We start from the raw sequence: 18169 nt of genomic DNA, 5'->3' as shown, positions 1-18169 counted from the left end.
ATTTTCGCGGCAATGGAAGAAACACGGGCCGCCGGCAAGCCCGGCCATGCGCACGCCCGCACCCGCCCGCACCCTGTTGCTGGGGCTGGTTATCAGCCTGTTCATGGGCTCGCTGCTGGCGCTGACCAGCCTGGATGCACGGTCGCGCACCATACTGGACCTGGACACCCAGACAGAACCTGTTGCACTGCAGGACTGGGGCGATTACTGGATAGACACGACCGGCCAGTTCACTCCCGAGCAGGTTGCCGCCACACCCGACCTCCCCTGGAAGCCGACACACGGCAACGCGATCTACCCGGTGACCAGCGGCCAGGCCATGTGGGTGCGCTTTAACGTGCCGCCGGCGCCGGACGCAGAGCGCTGGTACCTTGAGGTTCCCTACCCATCCATCGACCGGGCTTCGCTGTATACCCTGGACGGTGTCGGCCGCTGGAACGAGCAGCGCGCCGGCGACCTGGTGGCGGTAGACAAATGGCCGGTGCCGCACCGCCATCCCCTGCTACCCATCGCGCTGTCGGCCGAGGTACCCACCCATTACCTTTTGCGCCTGGAGAACGGCCATGCGTTCAGCGCGCCGCTGCAGTTCATCAGCGAGGGGCACCTGAGCCACTCAGAACAGCGTGTTTCCCTGATCCTGGGCATCTTCTTCGGGCTGACGGGGCTGGCGGCGCTGATCTCGGCGCTGGGCGCCATTTCACTGCGCGACACCGCGTACGGTTACTACGCCCTCTGCGTGACCTTGATGGGCCTGACACAGGCGACCGTCACCGGCATCGCGGGCTTGCACCTGTGGCCGGCGTGGCCGGGGTGGAGCGACATTTCGACATCCGTGCTGCCCATGCTAGCGGTGTCGGCCACCCTGCTGTTCATTTCCGCGGTGGTGGCCTTGCCCGAACGCTCATTGCGCCTGCATTGGCTGATGGTGGGCCAGGCCGCGCTGGGCGTGCTGGCGGCTGTGGTGCTGGCGCTGGTGCCATCTGCCTCGCGCATGGGGCTGTTCATCCCCATCGTGCTGCTGCTGGAATTCAGCAGCGTGCTGGTCATGGGCTGGGCCTGGCGGCGTGGCGACAGGTTCGCGCCCTGGCTGATGCTGGCGTATGTGCCGGTGTTGGCCGCCGCCGGATGGACCATGGCCCGCAATGCCGAACTGGTGCCCATCGGTTTTCTGACGCAGCACGGCATGCAGCTGGGCGTGGCGCTGCATTTGCCCATCGCCATGCTGGTATTGATGCTGCGCAGCCAGCACCGGCGCGAAAACATCCGCCGCATCCAGGGTCTGGACCGGGTAGACCCGGCCACCGGCCTGATCAACGGCCACGTGTTTGCCGAGCGCCTGATCCGCATGATTGCGCGTTCCGAACGGCTGCGCCACCAAAGCGCTGTGATGATCATCGACCTGGTCAACTCCGAGCAGATCCAGCGCGACTTCGGGCGCAAGGCCGCCGAAGAACTGCCGCTGCACGTGGCTGAGCGCCTTTTGTCCACCGCGCGCGAAATCGACAGCGCCGCGCGGCTGTCGGAGCGGCGTTTCGGCATGCTGGTCGAAGGCCCCTTCAATGCCGAGGACGCCGGCACGCTTGGGCCGCGCATCGTGGCGCGCTGCCTCATGCCCTACAAAGGACTGCACGTGGACTGCGTCGCACAGGTGCATGTCGCGTACGCCCTGGTGCCCTACCAGGGCTCCAACGCCCAGGCCCTGCTGACCCAACTCGAAGAGCGCCTGGCCGCCGCCCCGGCCGACAGCAAGCGGGCGGTGTTCATGCTCGGGGACGTGCCGCCGGCACGGCCGGCAAGGCGCGACCGTCCCAGTCCGGCCTGAGCACCGCCTGGGCACCAGTGCTGGTGCCATGCTCAGGCTTTGTCTTTACCGTCTTTGTCCGCCTTCGCCAGGCTTCCTGGTGATGCCGGCGCGCCTGCGCCGGCCTTTCCGGCTTTCGACAGGGCGCGCGGGTGCGCCGCGTCATACACCTTTGCCAGGTGCTGGAAATCCAGCCGGGTATAGACCTGCGTGGTCGTGATGTTGGCATGTCCCAGCAGCTCCTGAACCGCGCGCAAATCGCCGCTGGACTGCAGCACATGGCTGGCAAAGGAGTGGCGCAGCATGTGCGGGTGCACCGGCGTGGCCAGCCCCGCTTTGAGCGAGCGCTGCTTCAGCCGCACCCGTATGTGCTGTGGCGTCAGTCGGGTGCCGCGCCGGTTGATAAAAAGCGCATGGTCTTCACGCGCCCAGCCGGCCCGCGCGGCAAGCCACTGCTGCAGTGATTGCAGCGCAGCCCGACCGACCGGCACGCTGCGCCTTTTGGACCCCTTGCCCAGCACATGCGCTTCGGCTGCATCCGTGTCGATCCAGCCGCGCGCCTGCGCACTGGCCTTCACATCCAGGCCCACCAGCTCGCCGATGCGCAGCCCGCAGCCGTACAGCAGTTCGGTGATGCATTGGTCGCGCAGTTCCAGCTGCGGGTCGCCATCGGCGGCGCCGGCCTGGTAGCCCGCGAGCTGCACGGCTTCGTCCACGCTCAGGGCTTTGGGCAAGGGCTTGGCGGCTTTGGGCGCCCGCACGTCCTGCACGGGGTTGCCGCTGATCAGGCCTTCGCGGCCCAGCCAAGTGTAAAAGCCGCGCCAGCCTGAAAGGATGAGCGCAATGCCGCGGCCGCTGCGCCCCGCACCATGCATTTGCGCCACCCAGCGCCGCATGTGCACGTTTTGCACCGCCACCAGCGCCACCCTGGCCTGGTGTGCGTTGGCTTCGAGCTTTTGCAGGTCGAGCGCGTAGAGCTCCACGGTGCGCTGGGCCAGGCGCTTTTCCACGCGCACATGCTCCAGGTAACGCTCGACCAGCGGATCGGAAGGCGGCAGCGCCGGCTGCCCACCGCTGGATTCAGAATCGGGAAGCGGTGTCTGCGTCATGGCCGTGGTGCATGGCCCCGGTGCCTATTCGGCAGCAACCGGCTGGGGCCGCAACCGCGTCAGCGCCGCACCGGCCAGTTCACCCAGGCGCTCCAGGAAATCCGTGCCCATGCCGCTGTGAAAGCGCTCCGGGTCGGGCGAGGCCAGCACGAGCAGGCCCGAGACTTCCGCGCCCGCTGCGGCGCGCAGCGGTATCAACGCGATCGACAACGCCACCGCGGGCTCGGGCAGCCAGTTGACCGCCTCGAAGCCCGAATTGACGCCGCAGTAAGGTGCGCTCAATGACGATGCAAAGGTTTTGGCGTCCTCGCTCACATCGGTCGCAAAGCTTTCATCCGAAAAAATCCCGTTCACGTCCCAGACCTTGATGGCGGCCTGCGGGATCAGGAATTCGCCAGTGATGCCTTCAACAATGGCGCCCGGCAGGTCGCGTGCCTGCGTCGCCTGCAACAGCTTGCGTGTCCATCGCTGCATCTTGTCGGCAATGGCCACGTTGTCCTGCCCATGGCGGATCATGTCGACCATCCGCGTTTCCAGACCCTTGATCTTTTCGCGCAGCATGAGCGCCTGGCGTTCCTGCAGGCTGACGGCACGGTTGCCGTGTCCGCTGGACAGCTGCACCGAAGCCAGCAGTTCGGCGTGGCGCTCGAAGAAGTCGGGCGTGTTGGCCAGGAAGTTGGCGATGTCGTCTTCGGTGATGGGGTGTTCGGTTGGATTCATGCAGGCATTGTCCTCAGTTTTGTGGCGGGCGCAAAGGCGCGGGGTGCCCGCGTTACATCCGCTTTCGTCGAAAGGCTGTTTTCAAATCCCGTCGGGAATCTCGATTTCGGACTCGAATACCGTGGTGGCCGGCCCCGTCATCATGACCGGCGCGTCGAGTTTTCCCGGCCATTCGATGGTGAGCTGGCCGCCCCGCGTCATCACGTCGACCCGCGTATCCAGCAGGCCCCAGCGTACGCCCGCCACCACCGCCGCGCAGGCGCCCGTGCCGCAGGCCAGTGTCTCGCCCGCGCCGCGTTCGTAGACCCGCAGGCGGATCTGGCTGCGCGAAACCACCTGCATGAAGCCGGCGTTCACACGGCGCGGAAAACGCACGTGGTTTTCAATCAGCGGGCCGGTTTGCAGCACCGGCGCAGCGTCCACGTCATCCACCAGCTGTACCGCATGCGGGTTACCCATCGACAAAGCCGCTATCAAAAGAGGAGCTGTTTGCGCCCGTCCATCAAGCGCTAACGGCCATTTTTTCCATGAGCCTTGGGCCACGGGCGTGAGGCCAGTCGCATCAAAAGGAATCCGCACCGGGTCAAACACCGGCGCGCCCATGTCGACCGTGACGCGCCCGTCAGCCTGCATGCGCGGCTCGATGATGCCGCCGAGGGTCTTGACCCTCACAACTTCCTTGGCCGTGAGGCCCTGCTCCCGGACAAAGCGCACAAAGCAGCGCGCGCCATTGCCGCACTGCTCAACCTCACCGCCGTCGGCGTTGTGGATCACATACTCGAAGTCGATACCCTCCCCCGCATCCGCAGGCGGCGGCCGCACCGAGAGAATCTGGTCGGCGCCCACGCCGAAGTGGCGGTCAGCCAGGAAACGGTATTGCGCGGTGGAAAGGCCCAGCGGGGCACGGGTTTCATCGAGCATGACAAAGTCATTGCCCGCGCCCTGCATTTTGGTGAATCGGATTCGCATGGGGGAATTATCTGCGGTGCGAAGGCAGCACTTAAAGAGGTGAATCGGCCATTTCGCGCCCACCGGCCGTTGTTTTGAAGGAATTCGGGGCAATACGCCTGGTTTGCCCTGGGCATTGCAGAGCAGAAAACCCTCCAAAACCCGCCCTCAACGCCAACGCAGCCCCGAAGCCATAATTTGCGGATGCCACGTCCTTCCCAACTGCTCCATCCTTCGCGCGAACCCGCGCCTGTACGACCGGCGGCCACCGTGCTGTTGCTGCGCGACACCCCGCACGGCATCGAAGTCCTGATGACACGGCGCTCCATGACCGCCAGTTTTGCGCCGGGGGCCTATGTTTTCCCCGGCGGCGGCATCGACCCGGCCGATGCCCTGGCGCATGCACAGTCCACGCGGCGGGCCACGCAAAGCGATCTGCACCTGACCCAGGCCATCGCCGCCATTCGCGAAAGTTTTGAGGAACTCGGCGTGCTGCTGGCGCGCCATGCCGACGGCAGTTATGCCACGACCGCCGACATCGCTTCGCTGGATCGCAAGGCGCCCTTCGCCGTGCAATGCCGGGAGCGCGGCTTGACGCTGGCCGGTGACCAGGTATTTGTGCTGGCGCACTGGGTCACCGACCGCGACCTGCCGCGCCGCTTTGACGTGCCTTTTCTCGTTGCGCGCATGCCCGAAGGGCAAAGCCCGGTGGCCGACGAGGCTGAGCAGTTTGAGCCGGTCTGGGTGCGGCCGACCGAGGCGCTGGCGCGGCACGCGGCAGGGGGATTCTTCATCATCTTTCCCACCATACGCACACTGGAAAGGCTGCAGCACTATCCCGACGTAGCCTCGGTGCTGGCGGCCTGCGCGTCCGAAGTCCCGCTCTGGACCTCCTGCCCGCGTGCCGGGCTGCTGGCCGGCAAGGAGGCACGCTATATGGAACACGAAGCGCCCTATGGTGAGCTGGCGCTGACCTGCCCCGACGGGCAGATCGTGCACGCACTCGACTGGCAGACATCACAGCCTGTGGCGCTGCTCCACAACGTGATGCGCCTGACGGCGCCCAACCCCGGCGTGATGACCGGGCCGGGCACCAACAGCTACCTGGTCGGCGACCCGGGCAGCGGCTACATCGCCATCGACCCCGGCCCGGCCGATCACGAGCACCTGCAGCGCCTCTGGCGGGCGGCCGGCGGCGACATCCGCATGATTGTGTGCACCCACTCGCACCCCGACCATTCACCCGGCGCCAAACCGCTGCAGGCCATGTGCAGCGTTGCGCCGCCGATTCTGGGCCTGCCCTCGGCACCCACCGCGCGCGCCGCCAGCGCCTTCTCGCCAGACCGACCGCTATCAAATCAGGAGCTGCTCGCGCTCGCCAGCAAAGGGCTGGAAGGAGAAATTACCCATACCCTGAAGGTGCTGCACACACCCGGCCATGCCGCCAACCATGTGTGCCTGGTGCTGGTGGAAGACGGCCTGCTGTTCAGCGGCGACCACATCCTCAACGGCAGCACCACGGTCATTGACCCGCCCGACGGCGACATGAGCGCCTACCTGGATTCCCTGGATGCGCTGAGCGCCGCCTGCGATGAACACCAGATCGGCTTCATTGCCCCGGCGCATGGCTACGTACTGGCGGACGCAAAGAATGCTATTGCCCGGCTCAAGGCGCATCGCCTGCAGCGCGAAGCCAAGATTATGCGCGTGATGCAGGCCCACCCGGAAGGCACGATCGACGACTGGGTCGCAGGCGCCTACGACGACGTGGACCCGCGTATCTGGCCGGTGGCCAAACGCTCGCTGCTGGCGCACGCGGACCGCGTGCGTGAGCTGGGCCTTGTCCATTAGCAATTTCTGAACAGGCGTTGGGCATCGCTATTGATTTGCAAGCCACCACCGAGTACCCGCACTACTGTGGCGTGAAAGTTGCTAAACCTTGGACCGTACGTAAGGGTATATACCGGCGTTAAGGCCTTGAACAGTCACCAAGGCTACTGAAAGGGGCTGTTTGACCCCAGGGCTGCGGTTTATACTTTTTGTTCGTATGCCGGAGGCCGTGCCTGACCGCATGGCTTGACGGGCATCACATTATTTCAACCTTTTTGAGGGACTTCATGTCTTCCTACTCCATTTCAACGCGACGCTTCCTGCAAACCGCCGGCACCCTGGTCGCCGGTATCGTTCTGGCCGCCTGCAGCAAGACCGAGCCGCCGGCACCCGCAGCCAGCGCGCCCGCTCCCGCCGCCTCGGCACCCGCACCCGCAGCCAAGGTGTACGTCGTCGGCACGGACGCCGCGTATGTACCTTTTGAGTCCCAGAACGACAAAGGCGAGATCGTCGGTTTCGACATCGAAGTCGTCAAGGCCGTGGCTCAGAAGGCCGGCATTGAAGTCAAGTTCCTGAACACGCCATGGGAAGGCATCTTTAACTCCCTGAACCAGGGCGACCGCGACCTGCTGGTCTCGGCCATCACGATCACGGCCGAGCGCAAGCAGACCATGGATTTTTCGTCACCTTACTTTGACGCGCAGCAACTGATCGCCGTGAAGAAGGATTCGAAGATCGCCAAGTTCAACGACCTCAAGAAACTCAAGGTCGGCGTGCAGAACGGCACAACGGGTGACGAAGTCATCACCAAGCTGCAGGGCAAGGACAGCGCCAACATCAAGCGCTTTGAAGCGACACCACTGGCACTGAAAGAGCTGGAAGCCGGCGGCGTGGACGCCGTGGTCGCCGACAACGGCGTAGTGGAGCACTACGTCAACAACAACACCGGCTCGAAGTTCAAGACCATCGCCGACGCCAGCTTTGCACCCGAGCAATACGGCCTGGCCGTGAAAAAGGGCAACGCCGAGCTGCTCGCAAAACTGAACAAGGGCCTGGCAGATATCAAGGCCGACGGCACCTACGACAAGATTTTCGCCCAGTACTTCGGTAAGGCTCCTACTGCAGCTGCAGGCACCGCACCGGCACCAGCTGCCGCCGCCTCCCCCGCCAAATAAGGCGGCGCAGGCAGGGCCGGCAAGACCCAAAGAACAAAGCCCCGTTCATCGCTGAACGGGGCTTTTTTTATAAGTGTGAAGCCCGCCGATAAGCCGGATTCTGTGCACCGGGCCCCTTGGAGAAAGCCCGGCGTGACCGCCATTAATCTGGGCCGGGGGTCGCCCCCACGGCTCAATGCTACCTACCCGCCAGCCATTCCTGCGGACCACAGGATGGAGAAGTCGCGGCGAACCGCGCCGCTCCGGGCTGGCCTACTTGGTATTGCTGCGCGTAGAGATTGCCCGTTTCACCCGGCCCCGGGTTGCCCCAGTGCCGACTCGTCTCTGTTGCTCTGATCCTCACCTCACGGTGGAGAGGTGTTACCTCCTACGCTGTCCTATGCAGTCCGGACGTTCCTCCAGTGCCTGGTTTCCCAGATTGCACCAGCGGCGGTCTGGCGTGCTTCACGGGGCCCATTATCCGCCAGGCCTTTAAAATGCGGGTTGCTTGATCAACACGAGCCCCTTTTCATGATTCGCCTGACCGAACTCAAGCTTCCGCTGGACCACGCGGAAAGCGCCCTGCCCGCCCTGGTGACCCAGACACTGGGCGTTGCCGCAGCCGCCCTGCAGAACGTCCACATCCACAAGCGCAGCTTTGATGCCCGCAAGGCAGACCTGCTCAAGGTTTATATCGTCGATGTCACGATGGCCGATGCAGCCCAGGAAGGCGCGCTGCTGGCGAAATTTTCCGGCAACCCGCACATCTTTCCCACACCCGACATGGCCTACCGCAACGTAGGCCAGGCGCCTGCGGCCCTTCCGCTGCGACCGGTCGTCGTCGGCTTCGGCCCCTGCGGCATGTTCGCGGCCTTGCTGCTGGCGCAGATGGGCTTCAAGCCCATCGTGCTGGAGCGCGGCAAGACGGTGCGCCAGCGCACCCGCGACACCTGGGGCCTGTGGCGCAAGAACGTGCTCAACCCGGAATCGAACGTGCAGTTCGGCGAAGGCGGCGCCGGCACCTTTTCCGACGGCAAGCTCTACAGCCAGATCAAGGACCCGCGCCACCTGGGCCGCAAGGTGATGAACGAGTTCGTGAAGGCCGGCGCGCCCGCCGACATCCTGTTCGAGGCGCACCCGCACATCGGCACCTTCAAGCTGGTGAAGGTGGTCGAGAACATGCGTGCGCAGATCGTCGCCCTGGGCGGCGAGATCCGCTTCGAGCAGCGCGTGACCGACGTGCTGATCGAGGACGGCCCGCAAGGCAAACAGCTGCGCGGCCTCACAGTACTGGACCAGGCCACGGGTCAGAGCCACGAGATGCGTGCCGACCAGGTGGTGATGGCGCTGGGCCACAGCTCGCGCGACACCTTTGCCATGCTGTACGAACGCGGCGTGCACATCGAGGCCAAGCCCTTTTCCATCGGCTTTCGGGTCGAACACCCGCAGGGCATCATCGACCGTGCGCGCTGGGGCCGCCATGCTGGCCACCCCTCACTGGGCGCGGCCGAATACAAGCTGGTGCACCACGCCAGCAACGGCCGCTCGGTCTACAGTTTTTGCATGTGCCCAGGCGGCACGGTGGTGGCCGCCACCTCGGAGCCTGGTCGCGTGGTGACCAACGGCATGAGCCAGTATTCACGCAACGAACGCAACGCCAACGCTGGCATCGTGGTGGGCATAGATCCGCGCGACTACCCCGGCTTCGAGGCGGGCGACGCGCTGGCCGGCATCGCGCTGCAGCGCCAGCTCGAATCACACGCGTTTGTGTTGGGCGGCAGCAATTACCAGGCGCCGGCGCAGCTGGTGGGTGACTTCGTGGCGGGCCGTCCCTCGACTGCGCTGGGCAGCATCACCCCATCCTACAAGCCAGGCGTGACCATCGGCGACCTGTCGTCTGCCCTGCCTGCGTATGCGATCGAGGCCATATGCGAAGCCTTTCCAGTATTCGGCAAAAAGATCAAGGGCTTTGACACCCACGATGCGGTGTTGACCGGGGTGGAAACACGCACGTCTTCCCCCATCAAGATCAGCCGCGGCGAGGACCTGCAAAGCGTCAATGTCCGCGGCCTCTACCCCGCAGGCGAGGGCGCCAGTTATGCGGGCGGGATTCTGTCGGCGGGCGTGGACGGCATCAAGGTTGCGGAGGCCCTGGCGCGCAGCGTGCTGCAGGATACCGAACAACAGCGGATGGCCGCGTGATGGGCCAGGACTTTCACTACTACGAGCCCTCGAAAGGCCACGGCCTGCCGCACGATCCCTTCAACGCCATGGTGGGGCCACGCCCCATTGGCTGGATTTCCTCGCAGGACGCCAGGGGGCAGCTCAACCTGGCGCCCTACAGTTTTTTCAATGCCTTCAACTACACGCCGCCCATCATCGGTTTCGCCAGCATTGGCGCCAAAGACAGCCTGCACAACATCCGCGAGACCGGCGAGTTCGGCTGGAACCTGGCGACGCGGCCGCTGGCCGAGGCCATGAACCGCTCCTGCGCGATGGTGCCGCCCGAGGTCAACGAGTTCGAACTCGCCGGCCTCACACCCGTGGCCTCGCAACGCATTGCCGTGCCGCGCGTACAGGAAAGTCCGGTCTCCTTCGAGTGCAAGCTGACCCAAATCCTGCAGCTGCAGGGCGCCAACGGCGTGCCGGTTCCCACCTGGCTGGTCCTGGGTGAAGTCGTCGGCGTGTACATTGCAAGGCATCTGCTCAAAGACGGCATTTACGACACGGCGGCTGCCGAGCCCATTCTTCGCGGCGGCGGCCCGGCCGACTATTTCACCGTCACCCCCGACAACCTCTTTCGCATGTTCAGGCCCCGCTGAGCATTCTGAACACCCCGCCATACCCTCTTTTTTACCCATACACATGACCGAAACCACCACACCCTCCCCGCGCGCCAAGCGCCCCCGCCCCCCGCAGCGCCCGGCCAATCCGCAGCAGCAGCGCACGCGCGAAGTCCATCCCGTGCTGGAAAAGCTGTTCGAGCTCTACCCCAAAATGTTCGGCGCACAGTTCCTGCCGCTCAAGCTGGGCGCCTTCCAGGACCTGCTGGCGGAAAACCCTGAAGCCTTCAAGCGCGACGAACTGAAAGTGGCGCTGGGCCTGCATGCCCGTTCCACGCGCTACCTCGAATGCGTGGCGGCCGGCCACCCGCGCCACAACCTGCAGGGCGAGCCCGTCGAGCCGGTAGCGCCCGAGCATGTGCACCACGCGATCATGGAGGTGTACCGGCGGCGCCAGGCGCGTTCAAAGGAAGACCTGCGTCCCAAAGTGCGTACGCGCCTCATCGAGGCCATTGAAGCATCCGGCTTGAGCCGCGAAGAGTACGCAGAACGCACCCGCACGCAGGATGAGGTGTCGAACACCTTGCTGGACGAGGCTTTTGCGGAGATGGCGGTGCAAACTGCCAAGCGCGAAGCACTGATGCGTGCCTTTGAGGCCAGCGGGAAAACGGCGGCGGAATTTGCCGAGATGTACGGCCTGGACCCGGCGGAAGTGGCACAAGCCATAGAGCGGGTACAGCGAAGCCGCCAGGCCTGAGGCCCCCGCTGCAGCCTCAGTCGATCAGCAGATCAATGGATCAATAGAGCGAGCGGCCAAAACGCTCAAATCGGGGTTGCCACTTCTCCAGGATGTCCGCCGACACGAGGATCCGTTCCGCGCGCCCAATCAGCAGGTTGCGCGGCACCAGGCCTATGTAGCGCGAATCTGCGCTGTTGTCGCGGTTGTCACCCAGCATCAGGTACTGGTCAGCGGGAATCGTGATCGGTCCCCAGCTGTCCTTGGCCTTCACACCGGCCAGCCACTGGATTTCATGTTGCTCCTGGGCTGTGGCTTCTTTCACGTGGGTGGCCACCAGCACGCCAACCGGCCCGGCCGGCTCCAGCACCGTGTCCAGCGCCTCATAGCGGGCTGACTGCCCGTTGATGATGAGCGCCTTGTCGCGCATTTCCACGACGTCGCCCGGCACAGCCACCAGCCGCTTGATCAGGCGGACACCGTCCACCGGCGAGGAAAAAGTGACGACGTCGCCGCGCTGCGGATCGGTGGTGCGCGCCAGCACGGTATCGGTCAGCGGAATCTTGACGTTGTAGGCCAGCCGGTTGACGAAGACCACGTCACCTTCGAGCAGGTTGGGCCGCATGGAGCCCGAGGGAATGGGGTTCCAGTCCGCGATCGCGGTGCGGAACAACCCGAACAACAACAGCAACACCAGAAAACTGCGGTTCTGCCTGATCCAGCTTTTCATGTTCGCGCTCCTTGAAATTTCATGAAAAAAAAGGCGCCCTGTGCGGGGCGCCCTCAGAACCTGCTCACGGCCTAAACGGGGCCGCGTTGGGGGTGCAGTCGGGATGAGTGGGCCGACCGGGCACGCCGCATGGGCTCATGCCCATGCAAGGGCCCGGACGGCTCAATCGCCCGATTGCACCCCAACCCGGAGGGCAAGTGCCTTCTCGGACGGTCTGCGGCGTTGCGGCGCTAGCCCATAGCTGGGCTATGGGCGGTGCACTGCGCCTTGCATCCCATCCCGAGAAGGTGCTTGCGCGGCCCCGTTTAGGCCGTGAGCAGGTTCTCATGCTTAGGCCTGGCTGTTCTGCAATGCGGCGATGCGCTCTTCAATCGGCGGGTGCGTGGCAAACAGCTTGCCGATGCTGCCGGTGATGCCCATGGCTTCCACCGCCTTGGGCAATTCGCCGGGCTGCATGCCGCCCAGGCGGGCCAGTGCGTTCATCATGGGCTGGCGGCGGCCCATCAGCTGCGCGGCGCCGGCATCGGCGCGAAACTCGCGCTGGCGCGAGAACCAGGCCACAACGATGGCGGCGGCGAAACCGAGGACGATGTCCAGCACGATGGTGCTGACGTAGTAGCCGATGCCGGGGCCGGAATTGCTGTCGCTGCCGCGGCGCAAAAAGCTGTCGACGGCGTAGCCGATCACGCGCGAGAGGAAAACCACAAAGGTGTTCATCACGCCCTGGATCAGCGTCATGGTGACCATATCGCCGTTGGCCACGTGGGCGATCTCGTGGCCCAGCACGGCTTCGATTTCTTCCTTGGTCATGCCTTGCAGCAGGCCGGTGGACACGGCCACCAGAGACGAGTTCTTGAATGCGCCGGTGGCAAAGGCGTTGGGCGCGCCTTCAAAGATGCCGACTTCGGGCATGCCGATCTGTGCCTTGTCGGCCAGCTTGCGCACGGTCTCAACGATCCAGGCCTCGTCGGCATTTTGGGGCGACTCGATCACCCGCACGCCGGCGCTCCATTTGGCGACGGGCTTGCTGATCAGCAGCGAGATAAAGGCACCGCCGAAGCCCATGATCAGCGCAAAGCCGAGCAGCGCGGTCAGGTTCAGCCCGTTGGCCGTGAGGAAGCGGTTGACGCCAAGCAGGCTGGCGACAATGCCCAGCACCACCACGACAGCAAGGTTGGTCAGGACAAACAGAAAAATACGTTTCATGGGTTCTCCGTGGGGTCGGTGAAAAAAGCCCGCCTTGCGCAGGATATGAGGGCTTGCCAGCCCAGTTCAAGCTGTGCCGCAAGCCCGTGGCTGATTTCTATCTGTTGTTTTGCAGCCGTGGCGGTCGGAATACAAAGGAGTCATCATAAAAGGAAAAGTTCTCGTTCCCGGGCCACCAGCCGGGCACGCCCAGCACCGGCAAAGGAAAAAACGGCTTGCCGGCCAGCTTGTCAGCGCTCAGGTCGGCAGCAATCCAGCGGTCCAGATCCGCTATTGAATTGATAGCTGCTTGCGCCCGGTACACATGGGCTGTGATCGGCTTTCGTGGATAAATCAGTTTCTCCAGCAGCGCATGGCCAAACAGCACCAGCCGGGCTTGCTGCCAGAGTGGGCGCAAACCCACAAAGAGCCGCTGCCAGTCCCGCGCCGCCAGCGCATCCCACAAGGGTTGCGGCGCCGACAGGAAAGCGGCGTTCTCGTCAAAGAGCGTCAGCGCGTCTCGGACCGGGCCGCGCACCTGTTGCACGCCGGCCTGCGCTATTTCAGCGGCCTGCAGTTGATTGAGCCTCTTTTTGGTTTCGGGGAACTGCATCCAGCACAGGCCATTGAAAAAATCATGCGGACCTTCGCGCGTGGGGCATTCACCTGTCCTGAAAATGAAGCTCTCATAGGCCTCACCGGCGGGTAATGCGCTTTGGGGAACAAAGCGCACCGGGGCGCGTTGCCCGGCATTCAGGGCCTGGTGCAGCGCAGTGCCCGCCGCCATAGCCTGGGCCACACGTTCGCCAGATTCCTGCCAGGGTTCAAGCCAGGGCCGGTTCCATACCAGCATCGGCATGGCCGGCGCTGGCTGCAGGGCTGCAGCAACTCGCACCTGCAGGCTCTCCTAGGTCCGGGCCGACTTGTTGAGTCGCTTGTCGCGCACTGCGACAGTCGACTTGCCTTCGTCGGCGATGTCAAACAGCTGGGTGGCCACCAGCAGCTTGGTCAGCGTGGCATAGCCGTAGTTGCGATGGTCAAACGAGGCCTGGTTGGCGATTTGCGTCCCCACAGCACCCACGCGCGCCCACCCCTCGTCGTCGGCTGCGGCCTGGACGGCATTGCGCAGCAGCATGACCAGCTTGGCGTCCTGCTTGAGCTGGGCTGGTGTTGCCCTGAGGGGCGCGGCGGCAACCGCCTCGCCATCGTCACGGCTGTCTCCGTGGGCACTGCCCGCCGCATCACTGACGGCGATGGGGCGCAGCTTGTCGAGGAACAGGAACCTTGAACACGCATTGACAAAAGGCTCCGGCGTTTTCTGCGCGCCAAAGCCGTAGACCGCCGCGCCCTTGGCGCGCAGGTGCATGACCAGCGGCGTGAAGTCTGCATCCGACGAGACGATGCCAAAGGCGTCGGGCCGGTCGGTATAGAGCAGCTCCAGCGCGTCGATCACCATGGCCATGTCGCTGGCGTTTTTACCCTTGGTGTAGTCGAACTGCTGCATGGGGCGGATGGCATGCTCGTGCAACACCTCTTCCCAGCCCTTGAGTTCATTCTTTTTCCAGTTGCCGTAAGCGCGGCGGATGTTCGTTTCACCGAAGGTCGACAACTCGTTGAGGATCAGGTCGATCTTGGACGCCGGCGAGTTGTCGGCGTCAATGAGCAGGGCAACGCGCGGCTTGTGGTCCATCAGGGGCTTTCTGAAGTGTGCAGTTTCCAGGGCAGGTTTTCACCCGAGCGCAAAGGCTTGAGCTCGGCCTCGCCGAAAGCAAAGCTCTCGGGCGGGTGCCAGCTTTCCTTCTTGAGTGTGATGCGGCCGGTATTGCGCGGCAAGCCGTAAAAATCCGCACCGTTGAAGCTGGCAAAGGCCTCAAGCTTGTCCAGTGCGCCGGCCGCATCAAAAGCTTCGGCGTAGAGCTCCATGGCCGCGTGGGCGGTGTAGCAGCCCGCGCAACCGGTAGCGTGCTCCTTGAGGTGCGCGGGATGCGGTGCACTGTCAGTACCCAGGAAAAACCGGTTGTTGCCGCTGGTGGCGGCTTCTACCAATGCCAGACGATGCGTCTCGCGCTTGAGCACCGGCAGGCAGTAGTAATGCGGGCGAATGCCGCCGGTGAAAATGGCATTGCGGTTGTAAAGCAGGTGGTGCGCCGTGACAGTCGCACCCGTGAACTGGCCGGCATCGCGCACGTAATGGGCGGCTTCGCGGGTGGTGATGTGCTCAAACACGATCTTGAGCTCAGGGAAATCGCGGCGCAGCGGAATCAGCTGGGTGTCAATGAATACCGCTTCCCGGTCGAACAGGTCGATGTCGGAGGATGTGACCTCACCATGCACCAGCAGCAGCAACCCTTCCTTTTGCATGGCCTCGAGTGTCTTGTAAGTCTTGCGCAGGTCGGTCACACCGGCGTCACTGTTGGTGGTGGCGCCGGCCGGGTACAGCTTGAGTGCCACAACACCGGTGTCTTTCGCGCGCTTGATCTCATCGGGTGGCAGGTTGTCGGTAAGGTAGAGCGTCATCAATGGCTCGAACTGCACGCCGGCCGGCACAGCAGCCTGGATGCGCTCGCGGTACGCCACAGCCTGGGCGGCCGTGGTCACCGGCGGACGCAGGTTGGGCATGATGATGGCACGGCCAAACTGTGCGGCCGTGTGCGGCACCACGGTGTGCAGGGCCTCGCCGTCGCGCACATGCAGGTGCCAATCGTCGGGCCGGGTGATGGTCAGAGCGGAGGTCAGGGTGGAGGCGGGTGTGCGGGTGGCTGAAGTCATGGCCTGAATTGTCGCACTGGTCACACCACCCGACCATCATGAGCCGCCATGAAAAAAGCCCCGGGGTTCGGGGCTTTTTTTCCCGGGCGCATGGCTTTCAGTGCGCCAGGATCTTGTTGAGGAAATCCTTGGTGCGCGCCTGGCGGTTTTCCGGGTGGCTGAAAAACTCGTCCTTCGAGCAGTCTTCCAGAATCTTGCCGCCGACATCCATGAAAATCACGCGGCTGCCCACTTTTTTGGCAAAGCCCATTTCGTGGGTCACCACCATCATGGTCATGCCCTCGACGGCCAGGCCCATCATGCAGTCCAGCACCTCGCCCACCATTTCAGGATCGAGTGCGGAAGTGGGTTCGTCAAACAGCATCGCGATCGGGTCCATGCTGAGCGCGCGGGCGATCGCCACACGCTGCTGCTGGCCACCGGAGAGCTGGCCGGGGAATTTGTCCTTGTGCGCCATCAGGCCCACGCGATCGAGGTATTTCAAGCCGTGCTTTTTGGCTTCGTCGGGCTTGCGGCCCAGTACCTTGACCTGCGCCAGCGTCAGGTTTTCGGTCACGCTCAGGTGCGGGAACAGCTCGAAATTCTGGAACACCATGCCGACGCGGCTGCGCAGTTTCGGCAGATCGGTCTTGGGGTCATGCACGGCCTTGCCATCGACAAAGATCTGGCCCTTCTGGAAAGGCTCCAGCGCGTTGATGGTTTTGATGAGTGTTGACTTGCCCGAACCCGATGGGCCGCAGACCACTACAACTTCACCCTTCTTGATGCTGGTGGTGCAGTTATTGAGAACCTGCACTTCACCGTACCATTTGGAAACTTCTTTCAACTCAATCATCTTCTTCTCCAGTGTTCTATGAGGTTCGCTTGCCTTGAGAGCGGCGGTTTCAGCGAATGATGGCGATTCTGCTGTTCAGGCGCTTGACCATGAAGGACAGCCCGAAGCAGATCACGAAATAAACCACGGCGGCCAGCAGGTAGGCCTCTTCGGGGCGGCCGAAGATCTTGCCGGCGGTGCTGAAGCCCTTGAGCAGGTCGTAGGCGCCGATGGCGTAAACCAGCGAAGTATCCTGGAACAGGATGATGGTCTGGGTCAGCAGGATGGGCACCATGTTGCGAAAAGCCTGCGGCAGGATGATCAGCTTCATGTTCTGCGCGTACGTCATGCCCAGGGCTCGGCCCGCATTGACCTGACCGCGCGAGATCGACTGGATGCCCGCACGCATGATTTCGCTGAAGTACGCGGCCTCGAAGGCCACGAAGGTGATGATGGCCGAAATCTCGGCGCGGTAGTTGGCCCCCCAGGCGCCGAAGGTCGTGTAGAACGACGCAGGCACCAGCAGGAAGAACCACAGGATCACCATGACCAGCGGAACGGAACGCATGCCGTTGACGTAGATGGTCGCGGGAACCGTCAGGAATTTTTTGCCCGACAGACGCATCAGCGCAAGCACGGTGCCGAAAATAATGCCGCCTATGGTGGCGATGACGGTCAGCTCGATGCTGAAAATAAAACCCTTGACGACGAACTGGGAAATCATCTCCCAGTTCAGGAAGCTCATGTCGAGTCCAAGCATGTCAGTGCCCTCCGCCCGTTGAGCCGGCTACAACGAAGCCGGGGATCTGGACCTTCTTTTCAACAAAGGCCATGACCCGGTTGACCGCGAAGGCAGAGACTGCATAAAGAGCCGTCACCGCAAGGTAGATCTCAATGCCGCGCGAAGTTTCTTCCTGCGCCTGCATGGCGAACATGGTGAGCTCGGCGATCGACACCGCGAAAGCCACGGAGGAATTTTTCAGGAGATTCATCGACTCGCTGGTGAGCGGCGGAATGATGATGCGAAAAGCCATCGGCAGGATCACGTAGCGGTAGGTCTGCAGGGTGGTAAAGCCCATGGCCATGCCGGCATAACGCTGGCCGCGCGGCAAAGCCTGCACGCCGGCCCTCACCTGCTCGGCAATACGCGCCGAGGTGAAAAATCCGAGGGCGAACACCACCAGGATGAAACTTGGCAGTTCCTTCATGGCGGGGAAAATTTTGGGAACCACAAAGTACCAGATGAAAATCTGGACCAGCAAGGGAACGTTGCGAAACAGTTCGACCCAGGCGTTGGCAATGCGGACCAGCCACGGGCTGTTGGGCAAGGTGCGCAGCGTGCCGATCAGTGCGCCACACAGCATGGCGATTACCCAGGATGCACCGGCGACGGACAGCGTCCAGCCCCATGCGTCAAACATCCACTGCAAGTAGGTTCGGCCACTACCGTCGTCATTTAGAAATACCTGCCAATCCCAAGTCATCACGGCTCCAGCAAAGGGTTGTTGTGTTGTTTTTCCATGCCACGGTAAACGAGAAACCCCGCCAGAGCATGATGTCCGGCGGGGTTCTTCAATTTACCTGACCCGA

17 protein-coding genes and 1 other RNA gene are annotated in these 18169 nt (G+C 63.5%); 6 read left to right on the top strand and 12 right to left on the bottom strand.

The window, feature by feature from the left end:
* Nucleotides 1-46 precede the first annotated feature (46 nt).
* Nucleotides 47-1822, top strand: coding sequence for a sensor domain-containing diguanylate cyclase (locus AC1DYR_RS17885; RefSeq protein ID WP_477706287.1), 1776 nt, complete (start codon nucleotides 47-49; stop codon nucleotides 1820-1822).
* 32 nt (nucleotides 1823-1854) lie between these two features.
* On the opposite strand, the gene AC1DYR_RS17880 is transcribed toward AC1DYR_RS17885, so the two are convergent.
* From AC1DYR_RS17880 to dapF, 3 genes are all read right to left on the bottom strand, one after another.
* A complete protein-coding gene (locus AC1DYR_RS17880) occupies nucleotides 1855-2910 on the bottom strand; it encodes a tyrosine recombinase XerC (protein WP_477706286.1) in 1056 nt (351 codons plus the stop codon).
* A 24-nt stretch (nucleotides 2911-2934) separates the two neighbouring features.
* Nucleotides 2935-3630 (bottom strand): DUF484 family protein, encoded by a 696-nt coding sequence (locus AC1DYR_RS17875; RefSeq protein ID WP_477687243.1) that lies wholly within the window; start codon nucleotides 3628-3630, stop codon nucleotides 2935-2937.
* 81 nt (nucleotides 3631-3711) lie between these two features.
* Nucleotides 3712-4599: a diaminopimelate epimerase gene (gene dapF / locus AC1DYR_RS17870; protein ID WP_477706285.1), complete on the bottom strand. Its 888-nt coding sequence runs from the start codon at nucleotides 4597-4599 to the stop codon at nucleotides 3712-3714.
* Between the two features lie 183 nt (nucleotides 4600-4782).
* On the opposite strand from dapF, the gene AC1DYR_RS17865 reads away from it, so the two are divergent.
* Entirely contained in the window at nucleotides 4783-6429 is a 1647-nt protein-coding gene (locus tag AC1DYR_RS17865; RefSeq protein WP_477706284.1) for an MBL fold metallo-hydrolase, read from the top strand.
* 266 nt (nucleotides 6430-6695) lie between these two features.
* Nucleotides 6696-7583: a basic amino acid ABC transporter substrate-binding protein gene (locus AC1DYR_RS17860; RefSeq protein ID WP_477706283.1), complete on the top strand. Its 888-nt coding sequence runs from the start codon at nucleotides 6696-6698 to the stop codon at nucleotides 7581-7583.
* Nucleotides 7584-7656: 73 nt separating this feature from the next.
* Here AC1DYR_RS17860 and rnpB read toward each other — a convergent pair.
* Nucleotides 7657-8029, bottom strand: an RNA gene (rnpB, locus tag AC1DYR_RS17855) — RNase P RNA component class A.
* Nucleotides 8030-8093: 64 nt separating this feature from the next.
* Between rnpB and AC1DYR_RS17850 the strand changes: the two genes are divergently transcribed.
* The 3 genes from AC1DYR_RS17850 to AC1DYR_RS17840 are packed head-to-tail and all read left to right on the top strand — an operon-like array spanning nucleotide 8094 to nucleotide 11102.
* Nucleotides 8094-9764, top strand: a complete 1671-nt coding sequence (locus tag AC1DYR_RS17850; RefSeq protein ID WP_477706282.1) for an NAD(P)/FAD-dependent oxidoreductase — start codon at nucleotides 8094-8096, stop codon at nucleotides 9762-9764.
* The gene (locus AC1DYR_RS17845; RefSeq protein ID WP_477706458.1) at nucleotides 9764-10384 is read left to right on the top strand and encodes a flavin reductase family protein; all 621 of its coding nucleotides are present in this window, start codon (nucleotides 9764-9766) and stop codon (nucleotides 10382-10384) included. Before AC1DYR_RS17850 ends, AC1DYR_RS17845 begins: the two co-directional genes overlap by 1 nt.
* Nucleotides 10385-10427: 43 nt before the next feature.
* Complete coding sequence (locus AC1DYR_RS17840; protein WP_477706281.1) at nucleotides 10428-11102, top strand: ProQ/FINO family protein; 675 nt, start codon at nucleotides 10428-10430, stop codon at nucleotides 11100-11102.
* A gap of 40 nt (nucleotides 11103-11142) precedes the next feature.
* Here AC1DYR_RS17840 and lepB read toward each other — a convergent pair whose 3' ends face one another.
* From lepB to AC1DYR_RS17800, 8 genes are all read right to left on the bottom strand, one after another.
* Nucleotides 11143-11811 (bottom strand): signal peptidase I, encoded by a 669-nt coding sequence (lepB, locus tag AC1DYR_RS17835; RefSeq protein ID WP_477706280.1) that lies wholly within the window; start codon nucleotides 11809-11811, stop codon nucleotides 11143-11145.
* Nucleotides 11812-12141: 330 nt separating this feature from the next.
* Complete coding sequence (gene htpX / locus AC1DYR_RS17830) at nucleotides 12142-13017, bottom strand: protease HtpX (RefSeq protein ID WP_477651241.1); 876 nt, start codon at nucleotides 13015-13017, stop codon at nucleotides 12142-12144.
* Nucleotides 13018-13114: 97 nt separating this feature from the next.
* A complete protein-coding gene (locus AC1DYR_RS17825) occupies nucleotides 13115-13855 on the bottom strand; it encodes a DUF3025 domain-containing protein (protein WP_477706457.1) in 741 nt (246 codons plus the stop codon).
* 48 nt (nucleotides 13856-13903) lie between these two features.
* Nucleotides 13904-14686: an NYN domain-containing protein gene (locus AC1DYR_RS17820; RefSeq protein WP_477706279.1), complete on the bottom strand. Its 783-nt coding sequence runs from the start codon at nucleotides 14684-14686 to the stop codon at nucleotides 13904-13906.
* Nucleotides 14686-15765 carry a dihydroorotase gene (gene pyrC / locus AC1DYR_RS17815; protein WP_477706278.1) on the bottom strand — a complete coding sequence of 360 codons (1080 nt, stop codon included), beginning with the start codon at nucleotides 15763-15765 and terminating at the stop codon, nucleotides 14686-14688. Before pyrC ends, AC1DYR_RS17820 begins: the two co-directional genes overlap by 1 nt.
* Nucleotides 15766-15862: 97 nt before the next feature.
* Complete coding sequence (locus AC1DYR_RS17810; protein WP_457281125.1) at nucleotides 15863-16600, bottom strand: amino acid ABC transporter ATP-binding protein; 738 nt, start codon at nucleotides 16598-16600, stop codon at nucleotides 15863-15865.
* A gap of 49 nt (nucleotides 16601-16649) precedes the next feature.
* The gene (locus tag AC1DYR_RS17805) at nucleotides 16650-17339 is read right to left on the bottom strand and encodes an amino acid ABC transporter permease (protein ID WP_477672441.1); all 690 of its coding nucleotides are present in this window, start codon (nucleotides 17337-17339) and stop codon (nucleotides 16650-16652) included.
* A gap of 1 nt (nucleotide 17340) precedes the next feature.
* A complete protein-coding gene (locus AC1DYR_RS17800) occupies nucleotides 17341-18063 on the bottom strand; it encodes an amino acid ABC transporter permease (protein ID WP_477706277.1) in 723 nt (240 codons plus the stop codon).
* Nucleotides 18064-18169: the final 106 nt, after the last annotated feature.

The organism is Polaromonas sp. P1_F9 (genome assembly GCF_056405615.1).
Note: the sequence above shows the minus strand (reverse complement) of the source record. Positions and strands in the feature narration are given on the sequence as shown.

Bases quoted from the DNA above. Each gene is read 5' to 3' on its own strand.
- htpX (WP_477651241.1), bottom strand. From the start codon at position 13,017: ATGAAACGTATTTTTCTGTTTGTCCTGACCAACCTTGCTGTCGTGGTG.
- AC1DYR_RS17800 (WP_477706277.1), bottom strand. From the start codon at position 18,063: ATGACTTGGGATTGGCAGGTATTTCTAAATGACGACGGTAGTGGCCGA.
- pyrC (WP_477706278.1), bottom strand. From the start codon at position 15,765: ATGACTTCAGCCACCCGCACACCCGCCTCCACCCTGACCTCCGCTCTG.
- lepB (WP_477706280.1), bottom strand. From the start codon at position 11,811: ATGAAAAGCTGGATCAGGCAGAACCGCAGTTTTCTGGTGTTGCTGTTG.
- AC1DYR_RS17805 (WP_477672441.1), bottom strand. From the start codon at position 17,339: ATGCTTGGACTCGACATGAGCTTCCTGAACTGGGAGATGATTTCCCAG.
- AC1DYR_RS17885 (WP_477706287.1), top strand. From the start codon at position 47: ATGCGCACGCCCGCACCCGCCCGCACCCTGTTGCTGGGGCTGGTTATC.
- AC1DYR_RS17845 (WP_477706458.1), top strand. From the start codon at position 9,764: ATGGGCCAGGACTTTCACTACTACGAGCCCTCGAAAGGCCACGGCCTG.
- dapF (WP_477706285.1), bottom strand. From the start codon at position 4,599: ATGCGAATCCGATTCACCAAAATGCAGGGCGCGGGCAATGACTTTGTC.
- AC1DYR_RS17850 (WP_477706282.1), top strand. From the start codon at position 8,094: ATGATTCGCCTGACCGAACTCAAGCTTCCGCTGGACCACGCGGAAAGC.
- AC1DYR_RS17840 (WP_477706281.1), top strand. From the start codon at position 10,428: ATGACCGAAACCACCACACCCTCCCCGCGCGCCAAGCGCCCCCGCCCC.
- AC1DYR_RS17820 (WP_477706279.1), bottom strand. From the start codon at position 14,686: ATGGACCACAAGCCGCGCGTTGCCCTGCTCATTGACGCCGACAACTCG.
- AC1DYR_RS17860 (WP_477706283.1), top strand. From the start codon at position 6,696: ATGTCTTCCTACTCCATTTCAACGCGACGCTTCCTGCAAACCGCCGGC.
- AC1DYR_RS17825 (WP_477706457.1), bottom strand. From the start codon at position 13,855: ATGCCGATGCTGGTATGGAACCGGCCCTGGCTTGAACCCTGGCAGGAA.
- AC1DYR_RS17875 (WP_477687243.1), bottom strand. From the start codon at position 3,630: ATGAATCCAACCGAACACCCCATCACCGAAGACGACATCGCCAACTTC.
- AC1DYR_RS17865 (WP_477706284.1), top strand. From the start codon at position 4,783: ATGCCACGTCCTTCCCAACTGCTCCATCCTTCGCGCGAACCCGCGCCT.
- AC1DYR_RS17880 (WP_477706286.1), bottom strand. From the start codon at position 2,910: ATGACGCAGACACCGCTTCCCGATTCTGAATCCAGCGGTGGGCAGCCG.
- AC1DYR_RS17810 (WP_457281125.1), bottom strand. From the start codon at position 16,600: ATGATTGAGTTGAAAGAAGTTTCCAAATGGTACGGTGAAGTGCAGGTT.